Annotated in this window: 8 protein-coding genes; 5 read left to right on the top strand and 3 right to left on the bottom strand. The window is 77.1% G+C overall.

Features of this window, described 5'->3' with window-relative positions:
* Positions 1-34: 34 nt before the first annotated feature.
* Positions 35-730 (top strand): HAD-IA family hydrolase, encoded by a 696-nt coding sequence (locus tag ABZW14_RS31215; protein ID WP_355353754.1) that lies wholly within the window; start codon positions 35-37, stop codon positions 728-730.
* A 23-nt stretch (positions 731-753) separates the two neighbouring features.
* On the opposite strand, the gene ABZW14_RS31210 is transcribed toward ABZW14_RS31215, so the two are convergent.
* Entirely contained in the window at positions 754-1,770 is a 1,017-nt protein-coding gene (locus ABZW14_RS31210; RefSeq protein WP_355353751.1) for a 3-dehydroquinate synthase family protein, read from the bottom strand.
* A complete protein-coding gene (locus ABZW14_RS31205; protein WP_355353747.1) occupies positions 1,767-2,540 on the bottom strand; it encodes a hypothetical protein in 774 nt (257 codons plus the stop codon). The genes ABZW14_RS31210 and ABZW14_RS31205 overlap by 4 nt, the downstream gene beginning before the upstream one ends.
* A 194-nt stretch (positions 2,541-2,734) precedes the next feature.
* Between ABZW14_RS31205 and ABZW14_RS31200 the strand changes: the two genes are divergently transcribed.
* From ABZW14_RS31200 to ABZW14_RS31190, 3 genes are read left to right on the top strand one after another with little or no spacing between them, the layout of a single operon-like run.
* Complete coding sequence (locus ABZW14_RS31200) at positions 2,735-17,308, top strand: SDR family NAD(P)-dependent oxidoreductase (RefSeq protein ID WP_355353744.1); 14,574 nt, start codon at positions 2,735-2,737, stop codon at positions 17,306-17,308.
* Between the two features lie 29 nt (positions 17,309-17,337).
* Positions 17,338-18,903, top strand: coding sequence for a bifunctional 3-(3-hydroxy-phenyl)propionate/3-hydroxycinnamic acid hydroxylase (locus tag ABZW14_RS31195; protein WP_355353741.1), 1,566 nt, complete (start codon positions 17,338-17,340; stop codon positions 18,901-18,903).
* A 27-nt stretch (positions 18,904-18,930) separates the two neighbouring features.
* Entirely contained in the window at positions 18,931-19,818 is an 888-nt protein-coding gene (locus ABZW14_RS31190; protein WP_355353738.1) for a methyltransferase domain-containing protein, read from the top strand.
* A 64-nt stretch (positions 19,819-19,882) separates the two neighbouring features.
* On the opposite strand, the gene ABZW14_RS31185 is transcribed toward ABZW14_RS31190, so the two are convergent.
* Positions 19,883-20,641, bottom strand: coding sequence for an alpha/beta fold hydrolase (locus ABZW14_RS31185; RefSeq protein WP_355353735.1), 759 nt, complete (start codon positions 20,639-20,641; stop codon positions 19,883-19,885).
* Positions 20,642-20,923: 282 nt separating this feature from the next.
* Between ABZW14_RS31185 and ABZW14_RS31180 the strand changes: the two genes are divergently transcribed.
* Positions 20,924-22,923 (top strand): type I polyketide synthase (locus ABZW14_RS31180; RefSeq protein WP_355353732.1); only part of this gene is annotated, 2,000 nt, incomplete at its 3' end.

Raw genomic sequence — 22,923 nt, 5'->3', positions numbered from 1 at the left:
ACCACCGGCGACCTCACTCGCTTCGGGAGCAGCCATGAGCCAGCCGCCGTCCACCGCCGGGATCACCGTCCTCGCGCCACGACCGGGACCGATCCGGGCGGTCGTCTTCGACCTCGACGGCGTCGTGGTCGACAGCTCGGCGGTGATGCGTGAGGCGTTCAGCATCGCGTACGCCGAGGTGGTCGGCACCGGGCCCGCGCCGTTCGACGAGTACAACAAGCACATGGGCCGGTACTTCCCGGACATCATGCGGCTGATGGGACTGCCGCTGGAGATGGAGGAGCCGTTCGTCCGGGAGAGCTACCGGCTGGCCCACCGGGTGCCGCTGTTCCCGGGCGTCCGGGAGACCCTGGAGGCGCTGCACGAGCGGGGCGTCCGCATGGCGATCGCCACCGGCAAGAGCGGTCCCCGCGCCCGGTCCCTGCTCGACCTGCTCGGCGTGCTGAGCCTGTTCGACCACGTGATCGGCTCGGACGAGGTGCCCCGGCCGAAGCCCGCGCCGGACATCGTGCTGCGGGCGCTGGACCTGCTCGGCATCCCGCCGCAGCAGGCCATGATGGTCGGCGACGCGGTGACGGACCTGTCCAGCGGCCGGGACGCCGGCGTGACCACGGTCGCCACCACCTGGCACGGCGGCGACGTGGCCGACCTGCTCGCCGCCGCCCCCGACCTGGTCGCCCACAAGCCCGAGGAACTCCTCACCCACTGCCCGGCCCTGCTCACCCCGTGACCCCGTCCCGCGGCGGCCGGTAGCTAGCGTCCGGCCAGGGCGGCGCGGACCGCGTCCTCGGGGACGTCCGCGACCAGCTCCGGGCCGGCCGGGCCGTCGAGCACGAAGGACAGTCCCGACGTGCTCTTCTTGTCCCGCCGCATGAGGGCCAGCAGCTCGTCGTGGTCGACACCGGCGGGGAGCGTGGTGTCGAGGCCGTAGCCGGCCACCACCTCGTGGTGCTCGTCGACCCGGCCGGTGGGGATCCGGCCGAGCAGGCCGGCCAACCGGCCGGCGAAGACGGTCCCGACGCCGACCGCCTCCCCGTGCCGCAGCCGGAAGTCGGTGGCCCGCTCCAGCGCGTGCCCGAGCGTGTGGCCGTAGTTCAGGATGTGCCGCAGCCCGGTGTCGCGCTCGTCGGCGGCCACCACCCGGGCCTTGAGCGCCACGCAGGCGGTGATCTGGGCGGTGACCGGGCGGCCGCGCAGGTCCCCGGCGCCGATGAAGTGGGCCCGGGCGATCTCGCCGTAGCCGTTGCGCCACTCCACCTCCGGCAGGGTGGACAGGTGCTCGGTGTCGCAGAGCACCGCGCGGGGCTGCCAGTAGGCGCCGACCAGGTTCTTGCCCTCGGGCAGGTTCACCGCGGTCTTCCCGCCGACGCTGGCGTCCACCTGGGCCAGCAGCGAGGTCGGCAGGTGGAGGACCGCGACTCCCCGGTGGTAGAGGGCGGCGGCCAGGCCGACCACGTCGGTGGTGGTCCCGCCGCCGCAGGAGATCACCGCGTCGGCACGGGTCAGCCCGAAGTCGGCGAACTCCCGGCAGAGCGCCGCCACGGTGGCCAGGGTCTTGTCGTGCTCGCCGTCGCGGGCCGGCACCACCCGGTGCGGCACCCCCGGGTCGGGCGTCCACTCCGGCGGCCGGGCGGAGACCACCACGGCCCGCCGGGCGCCGATCCGCGCCACCTCCGCAGCCAGGTGGTGGCGCACCCCGGGGCCGACCAGCACCGGGTACGCCCGGTCGCCGAGGTCGACCTCGACCCGTTCGGTGTGGCTGACGGTCATGCCGCGGCTCTCCTGCCGGTCGAAGGGGTGCGGGCCTGGGCCAGCCGCAGCGCCAGGGCGGCCAGCGAGTCCACCGCCGGGTCGATGCCCCACCGCCGGTGGCTGAGCTGAGCGTGCTCGGCGAGCAGGAACCCGCGTGGCGCGGCGGGGTGGTCCTGGCCCGCCACCTCGGTCACCCGGTCCAGGTAGCGCCGCCAGGCCACCGCCACCGCGTCGGTCAGCGGCAGGTCACCGCCCGCCAGGGCGATCTTCTCGGCGCCCGCCTGCGCCTGCGCGGCCAGCTCCCGGCGCTGCGCCCCGGTCAGCGACCGGCTGCGGTCCTGCCAGTGCAGGAACAGGAAGGCGGGCCGGTCGGCGGCCGGGACCAGCCCGGACAGGTGCCGCAGGTGCGCCACCGCGAGCGGCAGCTCCACCCCGGCCAGCCAGGGCGGCACGCCACCGAGCAGTACCAGCGCCAGCTCGCTGCCCGCGTGCGCGAGCGGCCCGCCGCGGGCCGGGTCCCGGACGGCGTACGCCGCAGGGGCCGGCCGGGCCGCCGGACCGAGCCGCTGCCGGGCCACGTCGAGCGCGGCGGCGCCGGCGTGCAGGCCCAGCCGCAGGCGCGGGCCGGGGGAGTCCAGCCGGTCGAAGAACCAGTGCGCGTCCGGGTCGGTGACGCGGACGGCTGCGACCAGGTCCGCCACCACGGTGCCGACCAGCTCGGCCGCGCGGGCGTCGAGGCACCCCGTGCCGGGCACGGCGAGGTCGGCGAACAACCAGGAGCGTTCCAACGACGGCACCTCGACTGACGGGCGGGTGGAGCACGCGGGCGGTCCTCGGGGCGAGCCCATCATCACCGCGCCGGGCCGCCGGGCCACCCGCCGACGACCCAGATGTGGGGACGACATAGGGGGCGACAGGGGTAGGTCACCGGCAGGTCCCTGGCCAGACTTGGGCCGTTACGGCGAGGGACGGATGTGGTGACATGCTTCGGAGCGACCTGGTCCAGCCGTTGCCCGACCTGCTCCGGGCGCACGCCACCCGGCTCGGGGACCAGATCGCGTTCCGCGACGACAGCCGCTCGGTCTCCTACGCCGAACTGGAGGCGCGCACCCGCCGGCTGGCCGGGCACCTGGTCGCGGCCGGCGTCGAGCGGGGCCAGCGGGTCGCCTTCTGCCTGGGCAACCGGGTGGAGACCGTGGAGATCTGGCTGGCCGTCACCCGGGCGGCGGCGGTCGGCGTACCGCTGAACCCGCGCAGCACCGAGGCGGAGCTGGCCCACCTGCTGGACGACTCCGGCGCGGTGCTGGTGGTCACCGACCCGCAGCACCTCGACCAGCTCCTGCGGCTGCGCCGGGACCGGCCCGGGCTACGGGTCTGGGTGACCGGCGACGGCACCCACCCGGCCGGCGTGACGGGGTGGCCCGCGCTGGTCGGCGCCGAGCCGGCCGCCGACGCCCGCGACGACCTCGGCCTCGACGAGGTCGCCTGGATGCTCTACACCTCCGGCACCACCGGCCGCCCCAAGGGCGTGCTGTCCACCCAGCGCACCTGTCTGTGGTCGGTGGCCGCCTGCTACGTGCCGATCCCCGGGCTCACCGAGGGCGACCGGGTGGTCTGGCCGTTGCCGCTGTTCCACAGCCTCTCCCACATCGGCTGCGTGCTGAGCGTGACCGCGGTCGGGGCGACCGCCCGGCTGGTCGACGGGTTCTCCGCCGACGACGTGCTGCGCGCGGTCGCCGAGGACCGGGCCACCGTGCTGGCCGGAGTGCCGGCCATGTACCACCACCTGGCCGCCGCGGCCCGGGAGACCGGCTTCCGCGCGCCGGACCTGCGGGTGTGCCTGGTCGGCGGGGCGATCACCACGGGCCCGCTGCGGCGGGCTTTCGAGGAGGTCTTCGACGCGCCGCTGCTCGATGCGTACGGCAGCACGGAGACCTGCGGCTCGATCGCCGTCACCCGCCCCGGCGAGCCCCGGGTCGAGGGCTCCTGCGGCCGTCCGGTCGACGGTGTCGAGGTCCGCCTGGTCAGCCCGGACACCGGGCGGGACGTGCCGACCGGCGAGGAGGGCGAGGTCTGGGTCCGCGGACCGGGCGTCATGCTCGGCTACCACGGGCTGCCCGAGGTCACCGCCGCCGCGCTCCGCGACGGCTGGTACCGCACCGGTGACCTGGCCCGCCGGGACGCCGGCGGGAACCTGTTCGTCACCGGGCGGCACCGCGAGCTGATCATCCGGGGTGGGGAGAAGGTGCATCCCGCCGAGGTGGAGGAGGTGCTGCGCGGGCTGCCCGGCGTCGCCGACGTCGCGGTCACCGGCCGGCCGCACGACGTGCTCGGCGAGGTGCCGGTGGCCTTCGTGGTGCCCGGTCCGGAGGGGTTCGCGCCGGCCGCCGCGTACGCGGCCTGCCGCCAGCGGCTCGCGTACCACAAGGTGCCGCAGGAGCTGTACGAGATCGACGCCGTGCCGCGGACCGCCTCGGGCAAGGTCACCCGGCGGCTGCTGCTGGACCGGCCCGCCCGGCTGCGTGCGGTCAACGGCCGGCACCACGACGAGCTGACCCGGATCACCTGGCGGCCGCTGGACCCGGCCGGCGGAAGCGCGTCCGGGCGGCGCTGGGCGGTGATCGGCCCGGACGCCGAGGAGCTTGCCGCCTCGCTGCGGTCGGCCGCGGACGCGGTCGAGGTGGTCGCCCGCCCGGACCTGGTCGCGCTGCGGGGGGCCACCCCGGACGTGGTGGTGCTTCCGGTCGGGCCGGCCGACGCGGCGGATCTGGCCGACCGGCTGCGCGGGTGGCTCGACGACGACCGGTTCGGGGACGGCCGGCTGGTGCTGCTGACCACCGGGGCGGTGGACGCCTCGACGGGCGAGCACCCCGACGATCCCGACCTGGTCCCGGCCGCCGCCGCCACCTGGGCGGTCGGGCGCTGCCTCCAGGCCGCGTACCCGGACCGGATCCTGCTTGTCGACCGGGACGCCGACCCGCGCTCGGTGCCGCTGCTGCCGGCCGTGGTGGGCTCCGGCGCCGCCCAGATCGCGCTCCGCGCCGGAGAGGCCCGGCACGCCGTGCCCGGTCCCGCGCCGGCACCGGACCGGGAGCGCCCGGCGGCGGTCGTCGACCCGGCCGCGCCGGTGGTGCTGGCCGGCGGCGACACCGCGTTCCTCGCCCGGCACCTGCTCACCGGCCACGGCGCCCGCACGCTGCGGCTGCTCCACCCGGGACCGTCCGGCGACGCCCGCCTCACCGACCTGGTCGGCGAACTCACCGCGGCCGGCGCCGAGGTCACCGTGCACCCCGTCGGCCCGGGCCGGGCGGGGGAGGGCGACGAGCCGGTCGGGGCGGCGGTGCTGCGGGCGTCCGACACCGACCTGGACGACCCGGACCGCTGCGGCCGGCTGCTCGCCCTCGCCGAGGCGCTCGACCGGCGCACGCGGCACCCGGGGGCCACCGCGTACACCGTGCTGGTCCCGGCCGACCTGCTGGCCGGCGCCGCCGGCCGGGAGCGGGCCGCCGGCGCGGTCGCCGCGCTGCACACCCTGGTCGCCCGCCGGCACGCGGCCGGCCTGCCGGCCCGGCTCATCGGCCTGGCCGGGCCGGAGCGGGCCGGAGCGGCCGCGTTCGACGTCGCCCACGACGGCGACGACCTCGTGCTCGTCGCAGGCGCCGCCGAGCGGCTGGCCGCCCACCCGGCCTGGCGGGCGCCGGCCCGGCCGGACGACGAGCAGGCCGCCGAGGCGCTCCGCCGCCGGCTCGCCGTGCTGCCCACCGCCGAGGGCGACCGCATCCTGCTCGACCTGGTCCGCGCGGCCACCGCGGAGACCGCCGGCCTGCCCGGCCCGGCGGCGGTCCGCCCCGCCCGGGCCTTCACCGAACTCGGCTTCACCTCGGTCGCCGTGGTCGCCCTGCGCGACCGGCTGGCCCGGGCCACCGGCGCCCGGCTCTCCGCCACGGCCGCCTTCGACCATCCCACCCCCGCGGCCCTGGCCCGGCACCTCGCCGCCCGGCTGCGCGGGACCGACCCGGCGGGCGCCCCCGACGCGCCCCGCCCGGCGTCCGACGCGGACCCGGTGGCGATCGTCGCCATGGCCTGCCGGCTCCCCGGTGGCGTCGGCAGCCCCGAGGAACTGTGGGAACTTCTCGACCAGGGACGTGAGGGGCTGACCGGCTTTCCCACCGACCGCGGCTGGGACCTGGCCCACCTCTTCTCCGACGACCCCGACCAGGCCGGCACCTCCTACGTACGGGTCGGTGGCTTCCTGGCCGGCGCCGGGGACTTCGACGCCGACCTGTTCGCGATCAGCCCCCGCGAGGCGCTCGCCATGGACCCGCAGCAGCGGCTGCTGCTGGAGACCTCCTGGGAGCTGTTCGAGCGGGCCGGCATCGATCCGACCGCTCTGCGTGGCAGCGCCACCGGCGTCTTCACCGGGGTGATGCACCACGACTACGCGGCGAACCTGCGCCAGGCGCCCCCCGGCACCGAGGGCTACCTCGGCGTCGGCACCGCCGGCAGCGTGGTCTCCGGGCGCGTCGCGTACGCGCTGGGTCTCGAAGGGCCCGCGGTCACCGTCGACACGGCGTGCTCGTCGTCGCTCGTGGCGCTGCACCTGGCCGCGCAGGCGCTGCGCGCCGGGGACTGCTCTCTCGCCGTGGCCGGCGGCGTCGCGGTGATGGGCACCCCGCAGGCGTTCGTCGAGTTCAGCCGGCAGCGCGGGCTGGCCCCGGACGGCCGGTGCAAGGCGTTCGCCGACGCGGCCGACGGCACCGGCTGGTCCGAGGGCGTCGCCGTCCTGCTGCTGGAACGGCTGAGCGACGCCCACCGCCACGGGCACCCGGTGCTGGCCGTGCTGCGCGGCTCGGCGGTCAACCAGGACGGGGCGTCCAACGGCCTCACGGCGCCGAACGGCCCGGCCCAGGAACGGGTCATCCGGCGGGCGCTGGCCGCCGCGCGGCTGGGTCCCGCCGACGTGGACGCCGTCGAGGCGCACGGCACCGGCACCCGGCTCGGCGACCCCATCGAGGCGCAGGCGCTGCTGGCCACGTACGGGCAGGACCGGGGGGACGGAGCGCCGCTGCTGCTCGGCTCCCTGAAGTCGAACCTCGGGCACACCCAGGCGGCCGCCGGCGCGGCCGGGGTGCTGAAGATGGTCCTCGCCCTGCGGCACGGGACCCTGCCGCGCAGCCTGCACGTGGACGCGCCGACCTCGGAGGTGGACTGGTCCGCCGGGGCGGTGGAGCTGCTCACCGAGGCCCGGCCGTGGCCCGCCGTGGACCGGCCCCGCCGCGCCGGGATCTCCTCGTTCGGCATCAGCGGCACCAATGCCCACGTCATCGTCGAGGAGCCGCCCGCCGCGCCGGTCCCCGCCACGGCGACGGCCCGGAGGGCGGGCGCCGCCGTACCCTGGCTGCTCTCCGCCGCGAGCCGGGAGGGCCTGCGCGACCAGGCCGCCCGGCTGCTCACCTGGCTCGACGGTGCGGCGGCCGACCCGGCCGACGTGGCGCACGCGCTGGCCACCACCCGCGCCGCCCTCGACCACCGGGCCGTGCTGCTGGTCGGTGACCCGGCCGGCGCCCGGGCCGGGCTGACCGCGCTCAGCCGGGGCGACGACGACCCCGCCGGGGTGCTCACCGGCCGGGTCGAGGACGGGCAGCTCGCCGTCCTCTTCGGCGGGCAGGGCGGCCAGCGCCCCGGCATGGGCCGGGCGCTGCGCGACGCCCACCCGGTCTACGCCGAGGCGTTCGACGCCGCCTGCGCCGAACTGGACCGCCACCTCGCCGGCCACGTCCCGCACCCGGTCGCCGAGGTCGTCCTGGCTCCCGAGGGCGACGAGCGGGCCGCCCTGCTCGACGAGACCCGCTACACGCAACCGGCGCTGTTCGCCGTCGAGGTGGCGCTGTACCGGCTGCTCGAATCCTGGGGTGTCCGCCCGGACCTGCTGCTCGGCCACTCGATCGGCGAGCTCGCCGCCGCCCACGTGGCCGGCGTGTTCCCGCTCGCCGACGCGGCCGCCCTGGTCGCCGCCCGGGCCCGGCTCATGCAGGCGCTCCCCGCCGGGGGCGCGATGGTCGCCGTCGAGGCCGACGCGGCCGAGGTGACCCCGCACCTGACCGACCGGGTCGGGCTGGCCGCGGTCAACGGCCCGACCAGCGTGGTCCTCTCCGGGGACGCCGACGCCGTGCAGGCCGTCGCGGCGACCCTGCGCGCCGCCGGCCGCCGCACCAGCCGGCTGCGGGTGTCGCACGCCTTCCACTCGCCGCGGATGGCCCCGATGCTCGACGCGTTCCGGGAGGTCGCCGCCGGACTCACGTACCGCGCCCCGCAGCTGCCGGTGGTCTCCACGCTGACCGGCGGGCCGGTGGACCCGGCCCGGCTCGGCTCGCCCGAGCACTGGGTGGCCCACGTCCGCGACACCGTGCGGTTCCTCGACGGGGTACGCGCCCTGCACGGCCACGGCGCCACCACGTTCCTGGAGGTCGGGCCGGGCGGCGTGCTCACCGCCATGGCCCAGGACTGCCTCGCCGACGCCGGCGACGACCTCGCCTTCGTGCCCACCCTGCGCACCGGCACGCCCGAGCCCGAGGCGCTGCTCACCGCGGCCGCCCGGCTGCACGTGCGCGGCGTCCCCGTGGACCGGGCCGCCCTCGCCGGTCCCGGCCCGCACGCCCCGGTCGCGGTGCCCACGTATGCCTTCCAGCACCGGCACTACTGGCTGCCGGTCACGCCCGGCGCCCCGGCCGGCGACGCCGGGCACCCGCTGCTCGGCGCGGTGCTGCCGGTCGCCGGAACCGGCCAGGTCGTCGCCACCGGCCGGTTCACCGCGACCGGACCGGCCGCGCCGGACGGCACCACACCTCTGCTGCCCGCCACCGCCCTGCTGGACGTCCTCGCCCACCTCGGCGAACGCCTCGACGCACCGACCGTGGCCGAGCTGCGGATGCCCGGGCCGGTGCCGCTGCCCGCCGGGCTGGCCGCCGAACTCCAGGTCGACGTCGCCGGCCCCGACGGCGACGGACGCCGGGTCGCCCGTTGCCACGTCCGGGACGCCGACGCACAGCCCTGGCGGCCCGTCGCCGAGGCGGTGCTCGCCCCGGCCGACCCCCTGGCCGCACCGGGCGTCTCCGCCGTGGCCTGGCCGCCCGCCGGCGCCCGGCCGGTGGACCCGGCCGCCGCGGAGCAGCATCCCCTGCTCCGCGCCGCCTGGAGCGCGGGGGACCGGCTGCACCTCGACGTACGCCTGCCCGACGACAGCACCGACCCCGACGCCGAGCGGTACGGGGTGCACCCCGAGGTGCTGGACGCCGCGCTGCGCCTGCTGCCGCTGGCCGACTTCGCCCCGCCGGCCGGAGCGGGCGGGCGGCTCGTACCGACCGGGTGGACCGGCGTCCGCCGGCACGCCACCGGCGCGTACGCGCTGCGGGTCACCATCGCCCCCGCCGGGGCGGACGCCGTGACCCTGAGCGCGGTCGACGACGCCGGCCAGCCGGTGCTCGACGTCGACCGGATCGTGCTGGCCGCCGTGGCGCTGCCGGCCGCCGACGCCCCGGCGCCCGCCGCCGAGACCGGCCCGGCCGGCCTGTACACCGTGGACCGGCTACCGGCGCCGGCCGGAACCGGCCCGGTGCCCGCCTGGACCCTCGCCGACGCGGTGCCCCCGACCGGGCCGCTGCCCCCGGTGCTCGTGCTCCGGCTCGGCGACGGGGACCCGGCCGCGCCGGTCCCGGACCGCGCCGACGCCGTCGGCCTCGACCTGCTCGGCGTGCTGCACCGCTGGCTCGCCGACCCCCGGGCCGAGACCACCCGCCTCGCCGTCGCCGTCCGCGACGGCGACCCGGTGCACGCGCCGGCCGTCGGGCTGCTGCGGGTGGCCCGCGCCGAGCACCCCGACCGCTTCCTGCTGCTGCACCTCGACGCCACCGACGACGCCACCGTCCGCGCCGCGCTCGCCGCCGCCGAGGACGAGCCGGAGGTCGCCGTCCGGGACGGCCGCGCCCTGCTGCCCCGGCTGCGCCCGGCCGCCCACCCCGAGGCCGGCGCACCGGCGCCCCCGCTCGCCGGCGGGGCCGTGCTGGTCACCGGCGGCACCGGCGGCATCGGCCGGCACGTCGCCACCCACCTCGCCGAGGCGTACGGGGTCCGCGAGCTGGTCCTGGTCAGCCGGACCGGCCGGCCCGCCCCGTGGACCCGGGCGCTCGCCGGGACCGGCGTCGACGTGCGGGTGGTCGCCGCCGACGTCGCCGACCGGGCCGCCCTGGCCGCCGTCGTGGCCCCCCTCGCGGACCGGCTGGTCGCCGTGGTGCACGCCGCCGGAGTCACCGACGACGCGCTGCTCACCGACCTCGACCCGGACCGCTGGGCGCGTGCCCTGCGCGCCAAGGTGCACGGCGCCTGGCACCTGCACGAGCTGACCGCCGGCCTCGACCTGGCCGCGTTCCTGCTCTTCTCCTCCGCCTCGGCCACGTTCGGCAGCCCCGGCCAGGGCAACTACGCCGCCGGAAACGCGTTCCTCGACGCGCTCGCCGCGCACCGCCGCGCCCAGGGCCTGCCGGCCACCGCGCTGGCCTGGGGACTCTGGGCCGAGGCGGACGGGATGGCCGGCCGGCTCGCCCCGGCGGACCTGGCCCGCCTCGCCCGCGCCGGCACCCGGCCCCTGGACACCGTCGCCGGGCTGGCCCTGCTCGACGCCGCCCTGCGCGCCGAACCGGCGGCCCTCGTGCCGATCGGGCTGGACCTGGCCGCCGTACGGGCCGCCGGGGAGGTCCCCGCCCTGCTGCGGGCGCTGCTCCCGCCGCCGCCGCGCCGGGCCGTCAACGCCGCGGCGGGTGTCGCCACCGGCGGTGGTGTCGCCGACCGCCTCGCCGGCCTGGGCGAACCCGAGCGGGCCGCCCTGCTGCTCGACCTGGTCCGCACCCGGTGCGCCACCGTCCTCGGCCACCCCGGCCCCGAGCGGGTCGAACCCCGCCGGCCGTTCAAGGAACTCGGCTTCGACTCGCTGATGGCCGTGGAGCTGAGCAACCGGCTCTCCGCCGCCACCGGCCTCCGGCTCGCCCCGCACGCGGTGTTCAACCACCCCACCCCGGAACTGCTCGCCGCGCACCTGCACGCCCGGCTGCTCGGCACCACCGCCACCGAGGTCGCCGACGCCGGCACCGCCGCCCTGGACGAGCCGGTCGCCGTCGTCGCGATGGCCTGCCGGTTCCCCGGTGGCATCGGCTCTCCGGAGGAGCTGTGGCGGCTCCTCGATGCCGGCGGTGAGGTGATCGGTGACCTGCCCACCGACCGGGGCTGGCCGCTGACCGACCTGTACGACCCGGCCCCCGGCACCCCCGGCCGCACGTACGCGCGGGCCGGCGGGTTCCTCACCGGCCTCGCCGACTTCGACGCCGCCTTCTTCGGCATCAGCCCCCGCGAGGCACTGGCCATGGACCCGCAGCACCGGCTGCTGCTGGAGACCTCCTGGGAGGCCCTCGAACGGGCCGGCATCGACCCGGGCACCCTGCGCGGCAGCCGCACCGGCGTCTTCGCCGGCACCCACGGCCAGGACTACGCCGACCGGATCGCCCCGGGCGCCTCCTCCGACGACGGGGAGACCACCGCCGACGAGGGGCACCTGCTCACCGGCACCGCCGGCAGCGTCCTCTCCGGACGGGTCGCGTACGCCCTCGGGCTGGAGGGACCGGCGGTCACCGTGGACACCGCCTGCTCGGCCTCCCTCGTGGCGCTGCACCTGGCCGGTCAGGCGCTCCGCCAGGGCGACTGCGACCTCGCCCTGGCCGGCGGGGTGTCCGTGCTGTCCAGCCCGGCCGGGCTCACCGGGTTCAGCCGCCAGCGGGGGCTCGCCGCCGACGGCCGGTGCAAGGCGTTCGCCGAGGAGGCCGACGGGTTCGGCATGTCCGAGGGCGTCGCCGTGCTGGTCGTGGAGCGTCTCTCCGACGCCCGGCGGCGCGGCCACCCCGTGCTCGCCCTGATCCGCGGCTCGGCGGTCAACTCCGACGGGGCGTCCAACGGGCTGACCGCCCCCAACGGCCCGTCGCAGGAGCGGGTCATCCGGGCCGCCCTGGCCGCCGCCGGGCTCGACCCCGCCGACGTGGACGCCGTCGAGGCGCACGGCACCGGCACCCCGCTCGGCGACCCCATCGAGGCCGAGGCGATCATCGCCACCTACGGCCAGCGCCCCGACGACGTCCCGCCGCTGCTGCTCGGCTCGGTGAAGTCCAACCTGGGCCACACCCAGGCCGCGGCCGGCGTGGCCGGGCTGCTCAAGGTCGTCCTCGCCATGCGGCACGGGCGGCTGCCCCGCACCCTGCACGCCGAGCGGCCCACCAGCCGGGTCGACTGGGCGGCCGGCGCCGTGGACCTGCTCACCGAGGCCCGCCCGTGGCCCCGCGCCGACCGGCCGGCCCGGGCCGGCGTCTCCTCGTTCGGCATCAGCGGCACCAACGCCCACGTGATCGTCGAGGCGGTGCCGCCGGCCCGGCCGGAACCGGCCGACGAGCCGCCGGCCGATCCGGTCGCGCTGCCGTGGCTGCTCTCCGCGCGTACCCCGGAGGCCCTCGCGGGGCAGGCCCGCCGGCTCCGTGCCCACCTCGCCGAGGCGCCCGCCCAGCGCCCCCTCGACGTGGCCTGGTCGCTGGCCACGACCCGGGCCACCTTCGACACCCGGGCGGTCCTGGTCGGCGCCGACCCGGCGCGGATCGCCGGGGCCCTCGACGCGCTCGCCGACGGCGGCCCCGCCACCGACCTCGTCCGCGGGGAGGCCACCGCCACCGGCAAGGTGGTGTTCGTCTTCCCCGGCCAGGGCTCCCAGTGGGACGGCATGGCGCTGGACCTGCTCGACCAGGCGCCCGTCTTCGCCGAGCGGATGGCCGCCTGCGACGCCGCGCTGCGCCCCTACCTGGACTGGTCGCTGCGGGACGTGCTGCGCCAGGCCCCGGGCGCGCCCGGGCTGGACCGGGTCGACGTGGTGCAGCCGGCGCTGTTCGCGGTGATGGTGTCGCTGGCCGAGCTGTGGCGCTCGCACGGCGTCCAGCCCGCCGCCGTGGTCGGCCACTCGCAGGGTGAGATCGCCGCCGCCTGTGTCGCCGGGGTGCTCTCGCTGCCCGACGCCGCCCGGATGGTGGCGCTGCGCAGCCGTGCCCTGCTGGCCATCGCCGGCCAGGGGGCGATGGCCGCGGTGGCGCTCCCGGCCGACCAGGTCCGTGAGCGCGTCGCCCGGTACGGCGACCGCCTCGCCGTCGGGGCGGTCAACGGGCCCGCCGCCGTGGTCGTCTCCGGCGACCCGGACGCGGTCGACGAACTCGGCGCCGAACTCGTCGCCGACCAGATCCGGTTCCGCCCCATCCCGATCGGCTACGCCTCCCACTCCGCCCAGGTGGAGCGGATCCGCGAGGAGTTGACCGAGGCCTTCGCCGGCGTCACCCCCGGGCCGGCCGCCGTGCCGCTGTTCTCGACCACCGACCTGCGCTGGCTCGACGGCGCCGAGATGGGCCCGGACTACTGGTACCGCAACCTGCGCCAGCCGGTCGAGCTGGCCGACGCGGTCCGGGCGCTGGCCGCCGAGGGCCACGACACGTACGTGGAGTGCAGCCCGCACCCCGTGCTCACCGTCGGCATCGAGCAGACCCTCCAGGAGCACGACGGCGAGGCCGTGGTGGTCGGGTCGGTGCAGCGGGACCAGGGCGACCGCGCCCGGTTCCTGCTCTCCGCGGCCCAGCTGCACGTGCGCGGCGTACCGGTCGACTGGCGGCCTGCCCTGGCCGGCGGGCGCCGGGTCGACCTGCCCACGTACGCCTTCGACCACCGCCGCTACTGGCCGCGGCCGGTCACCGGCGCCGCCGACGTCGGCGCGGCCGGCCTGGCCGCCGCCGGGCACCCGCTGCTCGGTGCCTCGGTGCCCCTCGCGGACGGGCAGGGACACCTGTTCACCGGGCGGCTCGCCGTCGGCGACCAGACCTGGCTGGCCGACCACCGGGTCTCCGGCAGCGTGCTGGTGCCCGGCACCGGCCTGGTCGAGCTGTGCCTGCGCGCCGGCGACGAGGTCGGCTGCCCGATCCTCGACGAGCTGGTCATCGAGGCCCCGCTGACCCTTCCGGCCGACCGGGCCACCCAGGTGCAGGTCGCCGTCGGCCCGGCCGGCGCGGACGGCCGCCGCCCGGTCACCCTGCACTCCCGTCCCGCCGACGGCCCGGCCACCGCGCCGTGGACCCGGCACGGCACCGCGACCGTCTCCGCCGCCCCGCCGGCACCGCCCACCGCGCCGGACGCCGGGCCACCGCGCGACGCCCGTCCCGTCGACCTCACCGGCTTCTACGACCGCCTCGCCACCGAGGGGTACACCTACGGCCCGGCGTTCCAGGGCCTGCGGGCCGTCCGGGCCGGCGACGACGAGGTGTACGCCGAGGTCGAACTGCCCGCCGGCCCCCGCGCCGACGCCGACCGGTACGGCCTGCACCCCGCGCTGCTCGACGCCGCGCTGCACGCCGCGCACTTCGGCGGTCTCGCCGACGCGGGCGGCGACCGGCTCCTGCTGCCGTTCGCCTGGAACGGCGTGACCCTGCACGCGGCCGGCGCCACCGCGCTGCGGGTCCGGCTCCGCCGGGTCGCCCCGCACGCCTTCGCGCTGACCGCCACCGACCCGGCCGGCGCCCCGGTGGTCGAGGTGGCCTCCCTCGCGATGCGCCCGATCTCCCGCGCCGAACTCGGTGCCCGGGACGCCGCCGTGGCCGACGCGCTGTTCCACCTGGCCTGGCAGCCGGTGCCGGCGCCGGAGGCAGCCGCCCCGGCCCGGGGCATCGCCCTCGGCCGGCCGGTCGGCGACCTGCCGTGGCACTCCGACCCGGCCGCGCTGGCCGCCGCCCTGGACGCCGGAACGCCGCCGCCCGACGCCGTCGTCGCCCCGCTCGGGGACACCGGGACCGCCGCGCCGGACCGGGCGCGCGCCGTCGCCGCGCAGGCGCTCGCGCTGGTTCAGGAGTGGCTGGCCGACCCGCGGTGGGCGGACACCCGGCTGATCCTGCTCACCCGGGGCGCGGTCGGCGTGCACAGCCCCGCCGAGGTCGACGACCCGGACGCCGCCACCGCCTGGGGACTCGTCCGCTCGGCCCAGTCCGAGCACCCCGACCGGTTCGTGCTGCTCGACGCCGACAACCCGCCCGACCAGGCCGTGCTGGCGGCCGTGCTCGGCAGCGGCGAACCGCAGGTGGCGCTGCGCGACGGCAACCCGTACGCGCCGCGGCTGGCCCGTCGCGCCGACGCGGGCACCCTCACCCCGCCCGCCGACGCCCCCGCCTGGCGGCTCGACGTGCCGACCCGGGGCAGCCTCGACCACCTCGCGCTGGTGCCCGCCGACGCGGCGGACGTCCCGCTCGGCCCCCTCGACGTCCGGGTCCGGGTCCGCGCCGCCGGCCTGAACTTCCGGGACGTGCTCAACGCGCTCGGCCTCTACCCGGGCGATCCCGGGCCGCCCGGCGGCGAGGCGTCCGGCGTGGTCACCGAGGTCGGCGCCGAGGTCACCGACCTGCGCCCCGGCGACCGGGTTCTCGGCGTCTTCGTGGGCGGCTTCGGGCCGGTCGCGGTCACCGACCGGCGGCTGCTCGCGCCGATGCCCGACGGGTGGACCTTCGCCCAGGCCGCCTCCGTGCCGGTGGTGTTCCTGACCGCGTACCGGGGGCTGGTCGACCTGGCCGGGCTGCGCGCCGGGGAGTCCGTGCTGGTGCACGCCGCGGCCGGTGGCGTCGGCATGGCCGCCGTGCAGCTCGCCCGCCACCTCGGCGCCGAGGTCTACGCCACCGCCAGCCCCGGCAAGTGGCCCGCGCTGCGCGCCCTGGGCATCCCCGAGGACCACCTGGCCTCGTCCCGCACCCTCGACTTCGAGCCGCGCTTCCGCGCCGCCACCGGCGGGCTGGGCGTGGACGTGGTGCTCGACTCGCTGGCCCGCGAGTTCGTCGACGCGTCGCTGCGGCTGCTGCCCCGCGGCGGGCGGTTCCTGGAGATGGGCAAGACCGACCTGCGGGACCCGGAGCGCGTCGCCGCCGACCATCCCGGCGTCGCCTACCAGGCGTACGACCTCACCCAGGCGCACCCCGACGAGATCCAGCGGATGCTCACCGCGCTCATGGCGCTGTTCGCCGACGGCGCCCTGCGCCCGCTGCCGGTGCGCGCCTGGGACGTCCGCCAGGCCCCCGAGGCGTTCCGCTACGTCAGCCAGGCCCGGCACGTCGGCAAGGTGGTGCTCACCATGCCGGCCCGCTGGGACCCGGACGGCACCGTGCTGCTCACCGGCGGCACCGGGCTGCTCGGCGGCCTCGTCGCGCGCCGGCTGGTCACCGACCACGGCGTCCGGCACCTGCTGCTGGCCAGCCGGGGCGGTCCCGACGCGCCCGGCGCCGCCGACCTCGTCGCCGACCTCACCGCGCTGGGCGCCACGGTGACCGTGACCGCCGCCGACGTCGCCGACCGCGACGCTGCCGCCCGGCTGCTCGCCGGGGTGCCCGCCGCGCACCCGCTCACCGCCGTGGTGCACCTGGCCGGGGTGCTCGACGACGGGGTGGTCACCGCCCTCACCCCGGACCGCATCGACACGGTCTTCCGGCCCAAGGTGGACGCCGCCCGCCACCTCGACGAGCTGACCCGCCACCTCGACCTCGCCGGGTTCGTGCTGTTCTCCTCCGGCGCCGGCGTGTTCGGCGTGCCCGGCCAGGGCAACTACGCGGCCGCCAACGCCTGGCTGGACGCCCTCGCCCAGCGCCGCCGTGGCGCGGGCCTGCCCGCGCAGTCGTACGCCTGGGGCCTCTGGGCGCAGGCCAGCGCCATGACGGCCGGGCTCGACCGCGCCGATCCCCGGATCACCGCGCGGGACGGCCAGCTCGCCATCCCGTCCGACCTCGGCATGGCGCTGCTCGACGCCGGCCTGGCCGCCCCCGAGGAGCACCTCGTGCCCACCCGGGTCGACCTGGCCGCGCTCGCCGGGCGGGCCGGCATCCCGCCGCTGATGCGAGGGCTGGTCCGGGGCAGCCGACCCCGGGCCCGGGCCGGCGCGGCCGGCGGCGGGACCGACCTGGCCGGCCGGCTGCGCGCGCTGACCGGCGCCGAGCAGTCCGCGCTGCTGCTGGACCTGGTCCGCGCCGAGGCCGCCGCCGTGCTCGGCCACGGCAGCGCGGACGCCGTCCGGGAGACCCAGGCGTTCCACGAGCTGGGCTTCGACTCGCTGACCGCCGTCGAGCTGCGCAACCGGCTCACCGAGGCGACCGGCGAACGGCTACCGGCGACCGCCGTCTTCGACTACCCGGATCCGGGCGCGCTCGCCGCGTACCTGCGTTCGCGGCTCGTCCCCGACGGGGCGCAGGCCGCGCCGGCGGTCCTCGCCGAGCTGGAGCGCCTGGAACGCGCGCTCGCCGAGACGACCGTCGAGCCGGAGTTGCACACCCAGGTGGCGGGCCGGCTGGAGGTGCTGGTCGCCAAGTGGCGGACCATGCGCGGCGCCTCCGCCACCGACCACGACCTGGACCTCCAGCAGGCCAGCGACGACGAGATCTTCAGCCTGATCGACACGGAACTCGGGCTGTAGGGGCCGAGGCGGACGGACGAGGGACGGCGATGACCGACGTACTGATCGTGGGCTACGGCCCGGTGGGCCAGGTGGCCGCGATCCTGCTGGCCCAGCGGGGCCTCACCGTACGGGTGCTGGAGAAGTGGACCACCCCGTACAGCATGCCCCGCGCGGTCTCCTACGACGGCGAGGCCAGCCGGATCCTCGCCGCCTGCGGCCTCGGTGACCGCCTCGACGAGGTGACCGAGCTGTCCGGCGAGTACACGTGGAAGAACGGCTTCGGCCGGACCCTGCTGCACGTCAAGGGCGCCGAGGACGGCCCGGCCGCCTGGCCCGACTCGACCTCCTTCTACCAGCCCGGCCTGGAGGCCCGGCTGGCCGAGCGGGCCGCCGACCTGCCCGGCGTGGAGGTGCGGCGCGGCCTGGAGGTGACCGCGCTGGCCGAGCAGGGCGACCGGGTCGAGGTGACCGCGGTCGACGGCGACGGCCGGCCGCACACGTTCACCGCCTCCTGGGTGCTCGGCTGCGACGGCGCGAACAGCTTCGTCCGCGGCTGGCTGGGCGCCACCGTCACCGACCTGGGCTTCAGCTACGACTGGCTGGTCTGCGACGTGGTGCTGCACACCCCGCACGAGTTCAAGCCGAACAACCTCCAGATCTGCGACCCGGCCCGGCCGCGCACCGCGGTCTCCGCCGGCCCCGACCACCGTCGCTGGGAGTTCATGCGGGTGCCCGGGGAGACCCTGGAGGAGTTCCGTACCGAGGCCAGCGCGTGGCGGCTGCTCGGCCTGTTCGACATCACCCCGGACACCGCCCGGCTGGACCGTTACGGCGTCTACACCACCCAGGCCTGCTCCGCCGACACCTGGCGGGCCGGGCGGGTGTTCCTGGCCGGCGACGCAGCCCACGTCATGCCGCCCTTCCTCGGCCAGGGCATGAGTTCCGGCTTCCGTGACGTGCTCAACCTGGCCTGGAAGCTGGACCTCGTGCACCGCGGCCACGCCGGGGAGGCGCTGCTCGACACCTACCAGGTGGAGCGGCGGGCGCACGTACAGCACGCCATCCGGATGTCGATGGACTCCGGGGCGGTGATCTGCGAGACCGACCCGAAGAAGGCCGCGGGCCGGGACTCGGTGATGCTGGCCGCGCTGCGCCGGCGTACCCAGCAGCGCAACGTCCGCTCGCTGCGCGAGGCGATCGTCGACGGCGTGCTGCACCGCGGGCCCGACGGCGCGCCCGCGCCGCGCGCCGGTGACCCGGCACCGCAGGGGCGGGTGGCCGCCGCCGGGCGCAGCGGACGCTTCGACGACGTGGTCGGCACCGGCTTCGTGCTGCTCACCCGCGAGCCGGCCACGCTCGACGGCGACGCCGCCGCGTTCCTCGACGACCTCGGCGCCCACCGGGTCACCGTGCGACCGGCTGACCACGACGGCGCCGCCGGAACCGACGTGGCCGACCTCGACGGCGTCTACCTGCCCTGGCTGGCCGGCGCGGACGCCGCGCTCGTCCGGCCCGACTTCTACCTCTTCGGCGTGGCGGCCGGCCCCGACGCTCCGGCCGCCCTGGTGGCCGACCTGCGCCGGCAGGTCTCCGCGCCGGCCCTGCACCCCTGATCACCCCCGCAGCCCCAAGGAGCTGACATGCTGGAGAACCTCCGCACCTTCGGCCGGGTCATCCGCACCCTGGCCACCAAGGACCCGGTGACCCGGGTCCGCCGCTTCTACGAGATCCAGTCGCCGGACGTCGAGTTCGCCGCCCGCACCACCCGCTACATGAACGTCGGCTACTGGGAGGACGGCGTCACGAGCATCGACGTGGCCGGCGAGGCCCTCGCGACGAAGCTCGCCGACGCCGCCGGGTTCAAGCCCGACGACACCGTGCTCGACGTCGGCTTCGGCTACGGCGACCAGGACTTCGCCTGGCTGCGCGACCGCCGGGTGGCCAAGGTGCACGGCATCAACGTCACGCCCCGGCACGTCGAACACGCCCGCGAGCGCGCCCGGCGGGAGGGCTTGGCCGACCGGGCCGACTTCCAGCTCGGCACCGCCACCGAGCTGCCCTTCCCGGACGCCAGCGTGGACCGGGTCGTCGCGCTGGAGTCGGCGTTCCACTTCTACCCGCGCAGCGCGTTCTTCGCCGAGGCGTTCCGCGTGCTGCGCCCCGGGGGCACCCTGGCCACCGCCGACATCATCCCGCTGAGCAACGACACGGCCCGGATGTCGATCAACTCCGGCCCGCTGAGCTTCGTGAAGTTCAGCATCCCCGACGAGAACTGGCACGACCGCACCGTCTACGGCGAGCAGCTCGCCGCGGCCGGATTCGTGAACCCGGAGGTGCGGTCCATCCAGGACCGGACCTGGGAGGGCTGGCGGCGGTTCCAGGCCGCCCGCCCCAGCGACCCCGCCTTCCAGGCCGAGGCGGAGCGCAGCGCGGTCAAGGGGATGGCCAACCACTGGCGCGACGAGGCGCTCATCAAGAAGGAGCTGGCCCTGCTCGACTACGTCATCGCGGTCGCCCACAAGCCGTGACACGGGCCGGCCCCCGCCGCCCGTCCGGGGCTGCGGGGGCCGGCGCGCGTTCCGGTCCGCCGGCTCAGCCGACCGCCGTCCGGGTCAGCGCCGCCGAGAGGGTACGCAGGATGGCCGGCTGGTGCTGGGCCAGGAAGAAATGGCCGCCCGGGTAGACGTGCAGGTCGAACGGCCCGGTGGTGTGCTCCGCCCAGGTCTTCGCCTCGTCCACCGTGGTCTTCGGGTCGGCGTCGCCGGTGAACACCGTCACCGGACAGCTCAGCTTCGGTCCCGGCACGTACTCATAGGTCTCCGCGGCCCGGTAGTCGCTGCGGATCGCCGGCAGCGCGGCACGCAGCATGTCCGGGTCGCCGAGCACCGCCGAGTTGGTGCCGCTCAGCTTCTTCACGTCGGCCAGCAGGCCCTCGTCGTCGAGCAGGTGCACCGTCTCGTGCCGGTGGCACGACGGCGCCCGCCGGCCCGACGGGAACAGGTGCGCCGCCGCGGTGCCCGTCTCCGCCTCGATCAGCCGCGCCACCTCGAAGCCGAGGGTGGCGCCCATGCTGTGCCCGAAGATCGCCAGCGGCTGGTCCAGCCAGGGCCGCAGCACTGCGAAGACCTGCCGGGCCAGCTCCCCGATGGTGGGCACGCAGGGCTCGTGACGGCGGTCCTGCCGGCCCGGGTACTGGATGCTCAGCACCTCGACCGCGGGCGACAGCGCCCGGGACACCGGGAAGAAGAAGCTCGCCGAGCCGCCGGCGTGCGGCAGGCACACCAGCCGCGGGGCGCCCGCCGGGGCCGGGTGGAACCGGCGTACCCACAGGCCGTTGTCGTGGTCGGTCATCGTCACGCGGTCCTTCCAGCGGTGGTGCCCGGAACCGGCGCACCAGGGCGGTCCACCGGACGCTAACCGCGCCGCAGGAGGCGGACCACCCCTAGCCGACCGGCCGTACGGGTTAGGGGTTGTCGCAGCTCAGGGCGACCCCATAGCTTCCCCGCAGAGGGGACCCGTGGCTCTCGGGTGACGTGTGCGCAAGGACGTGGAACAGATCTGGCCTGAAGAACTCGCGCGATCACACCGCCGTCAACGTCAGGTCTCCGCCGGCCACCGCGATGGGTCAGGTTGATGGACACCGAAGAGAAGCTCCGGGAGTATCTGAAGAGGGTCACCACCGACCTGCGGCGCACCCGGCAACGGCTCCGCGACGTCGAGGACGAGGCCCACCAGCCGATCGCGGTCGTCGGCATGGCGTGCCGCTTCCCCGGCGGCGTCACCTCCCCGGCCCAACTGTGGGACCTCGTCGCCGCCGGCCGGGACGCGGTCGGCCCGTTCCCCGCCGACCGGGGCTGGGACCTCGCCACCCTGTACGACCCCACCCGTGAGCGCCCCGGCACCTCCTGCGTCCGCGAGGGCGGCTTCGTCCCCGACGTCGCCGACTTCGACCCGGCGTTCTTCGGCATCTCGCCCCGCGAGGCCCTGGCCATGGACCCCCAGCAGCGGCAGCTGCTGGAGGTGTCCTGGGAGGCGTTCGAGTCGGCCGGGGTGGACCCCACCGCGCTGCGGGGCGGGCGGGTGGGCGTCTTCGCCGGCCTCACGTACGACGACTACGCGGCGGGCGCCACCGACGTGCCCGACGGCGTCGAGGACTACCTCGGGCTCGGCATCGCCGGCAGCATCAGCTCCGGCCGGGTGGCGTACGCCCTCGGCTTCGAGGGGCCGGCGGTGACCGTGGACACCGCCTGCTCGTCGTCGCTGGTGGCCCTGCACCTGGCCGTTCAGTCGCTGCGTACCGGCGAGTCCGACCTGGCGCTGGCCGGCGGCGTGACGGTGATGCCGACCCCGGCCGTCTTCGTGGACTTCACCCGGCAGGGCAACCTGTCGATGTCGGGCCGCTGCCGGGCGTTCGCCGACGCCGCCGACGGCACCGCGTTCGCCGAGGGCATCGGCATCCTTCTGGTGGAACGTCTCTCCGACGCGCGCCGGCTCGGGCACCGCGTTCTCGCCGTGGTGCGCGGTTCGGCGGTGAACCAGGACGGGGCGTCGAACGGGTTGACGGCGCCGAACGGCCCTTCGCAGCAGCGGGTGATCCGCTCGGCGTTGTCGTCGGCGCGGCTGTCGCCGGCCGACGTGGACGTGGTGGAGGCGCATGGCACTGGTACGACCCTGGGTGATCCGATCGAGGCCCAGGCGCTCATCGCCACCTACGGGCAGGACCGGCCGGCCGGCCGGCCACTGCTGCTCGGCTCGGTCAAGTCGAACCTCGGGCACACCCAGTCCGCCGCCGGCGTGGCCGGTGTGATCAAGATGGTGCTGGCGATGCGGCACGGCATGGTGCCCGCGTCGTTGCACGTGGATGCGCCGTCGTCGAAGGTGGACTGGTCCTCGGGTGCGGTGAGTCTGGTGACCGAGGCGCGGCCGTGGCCGGTGGCGGAGCGGCCGCGTCGGGCGGCGGTGTCGTCGTTCGGCATCTCCGGCACGAACGCCCACGTGATCCTCGAAGCGCCGGAACCCGAACCGGTCGACGGCGAGGCTGCCACGCCAGCGGGCCAGGGCAGCGTGGCCCGGGAGGTGAGCCAGGCGGCACTGACGGGCGCCGCGTCGAGCGGTGACGGGGCCGAGAATGCCGCGGTCGGCGCCTCGGCGGATCTGCCGGTGGTGCCGTGGCTGGTGTCGGCGCGTTCGGCGGAGGCCCTGGCGGGTCAGGCGGCGCGGCTGGCCGGGCACGTCCACGAGCACGACGGCCTCTCGGCCGTCGACATCGGCTGGTCGCTGGCCTCGACGCGCGCCGCCCTGGAGCATCGCGCGGTGGTGGTCGCCGCGGGTCGGGACGGTCTGCTCGCCGGTCTGTCCGCCCTGGCCGAGGGCGGGTCCGTGCCCGGCCTGGTCGTCGGGGAGGCGGTGGCGGCCCGGCGTGCGTTGCTGTTCACCGGTCAGGGTGCGCAGCGGCCGGGGATGGGCCGGGACTTGTATGACCGGTTCCCGGTGTTCGCGGATGCGTTCGACCGGGTGTGCGCGTTCTTCGATGGCCGGCTGGATCGCTCGTTGCGGGAGGTGGTGTTCGCGGAGCCGGGCGGTGAGCTGGCCGGGTTGCTGGATCAGACGGTGTTCACGCAGGCGGGGTTGTT

This window comes from Micromonospora sp. NPDC004551 (genome assembly GCF_040609975.1).
GTDB lineage: Bacteria > Actinomycetota > Actinomycetes > Mycobacteriales > Micromonosporaceae > Micromonospora.
Note: the sequence above shows the minus strand (reverse complement) of the source record. Positions and strands in the feature narration are given on the sequence as shown.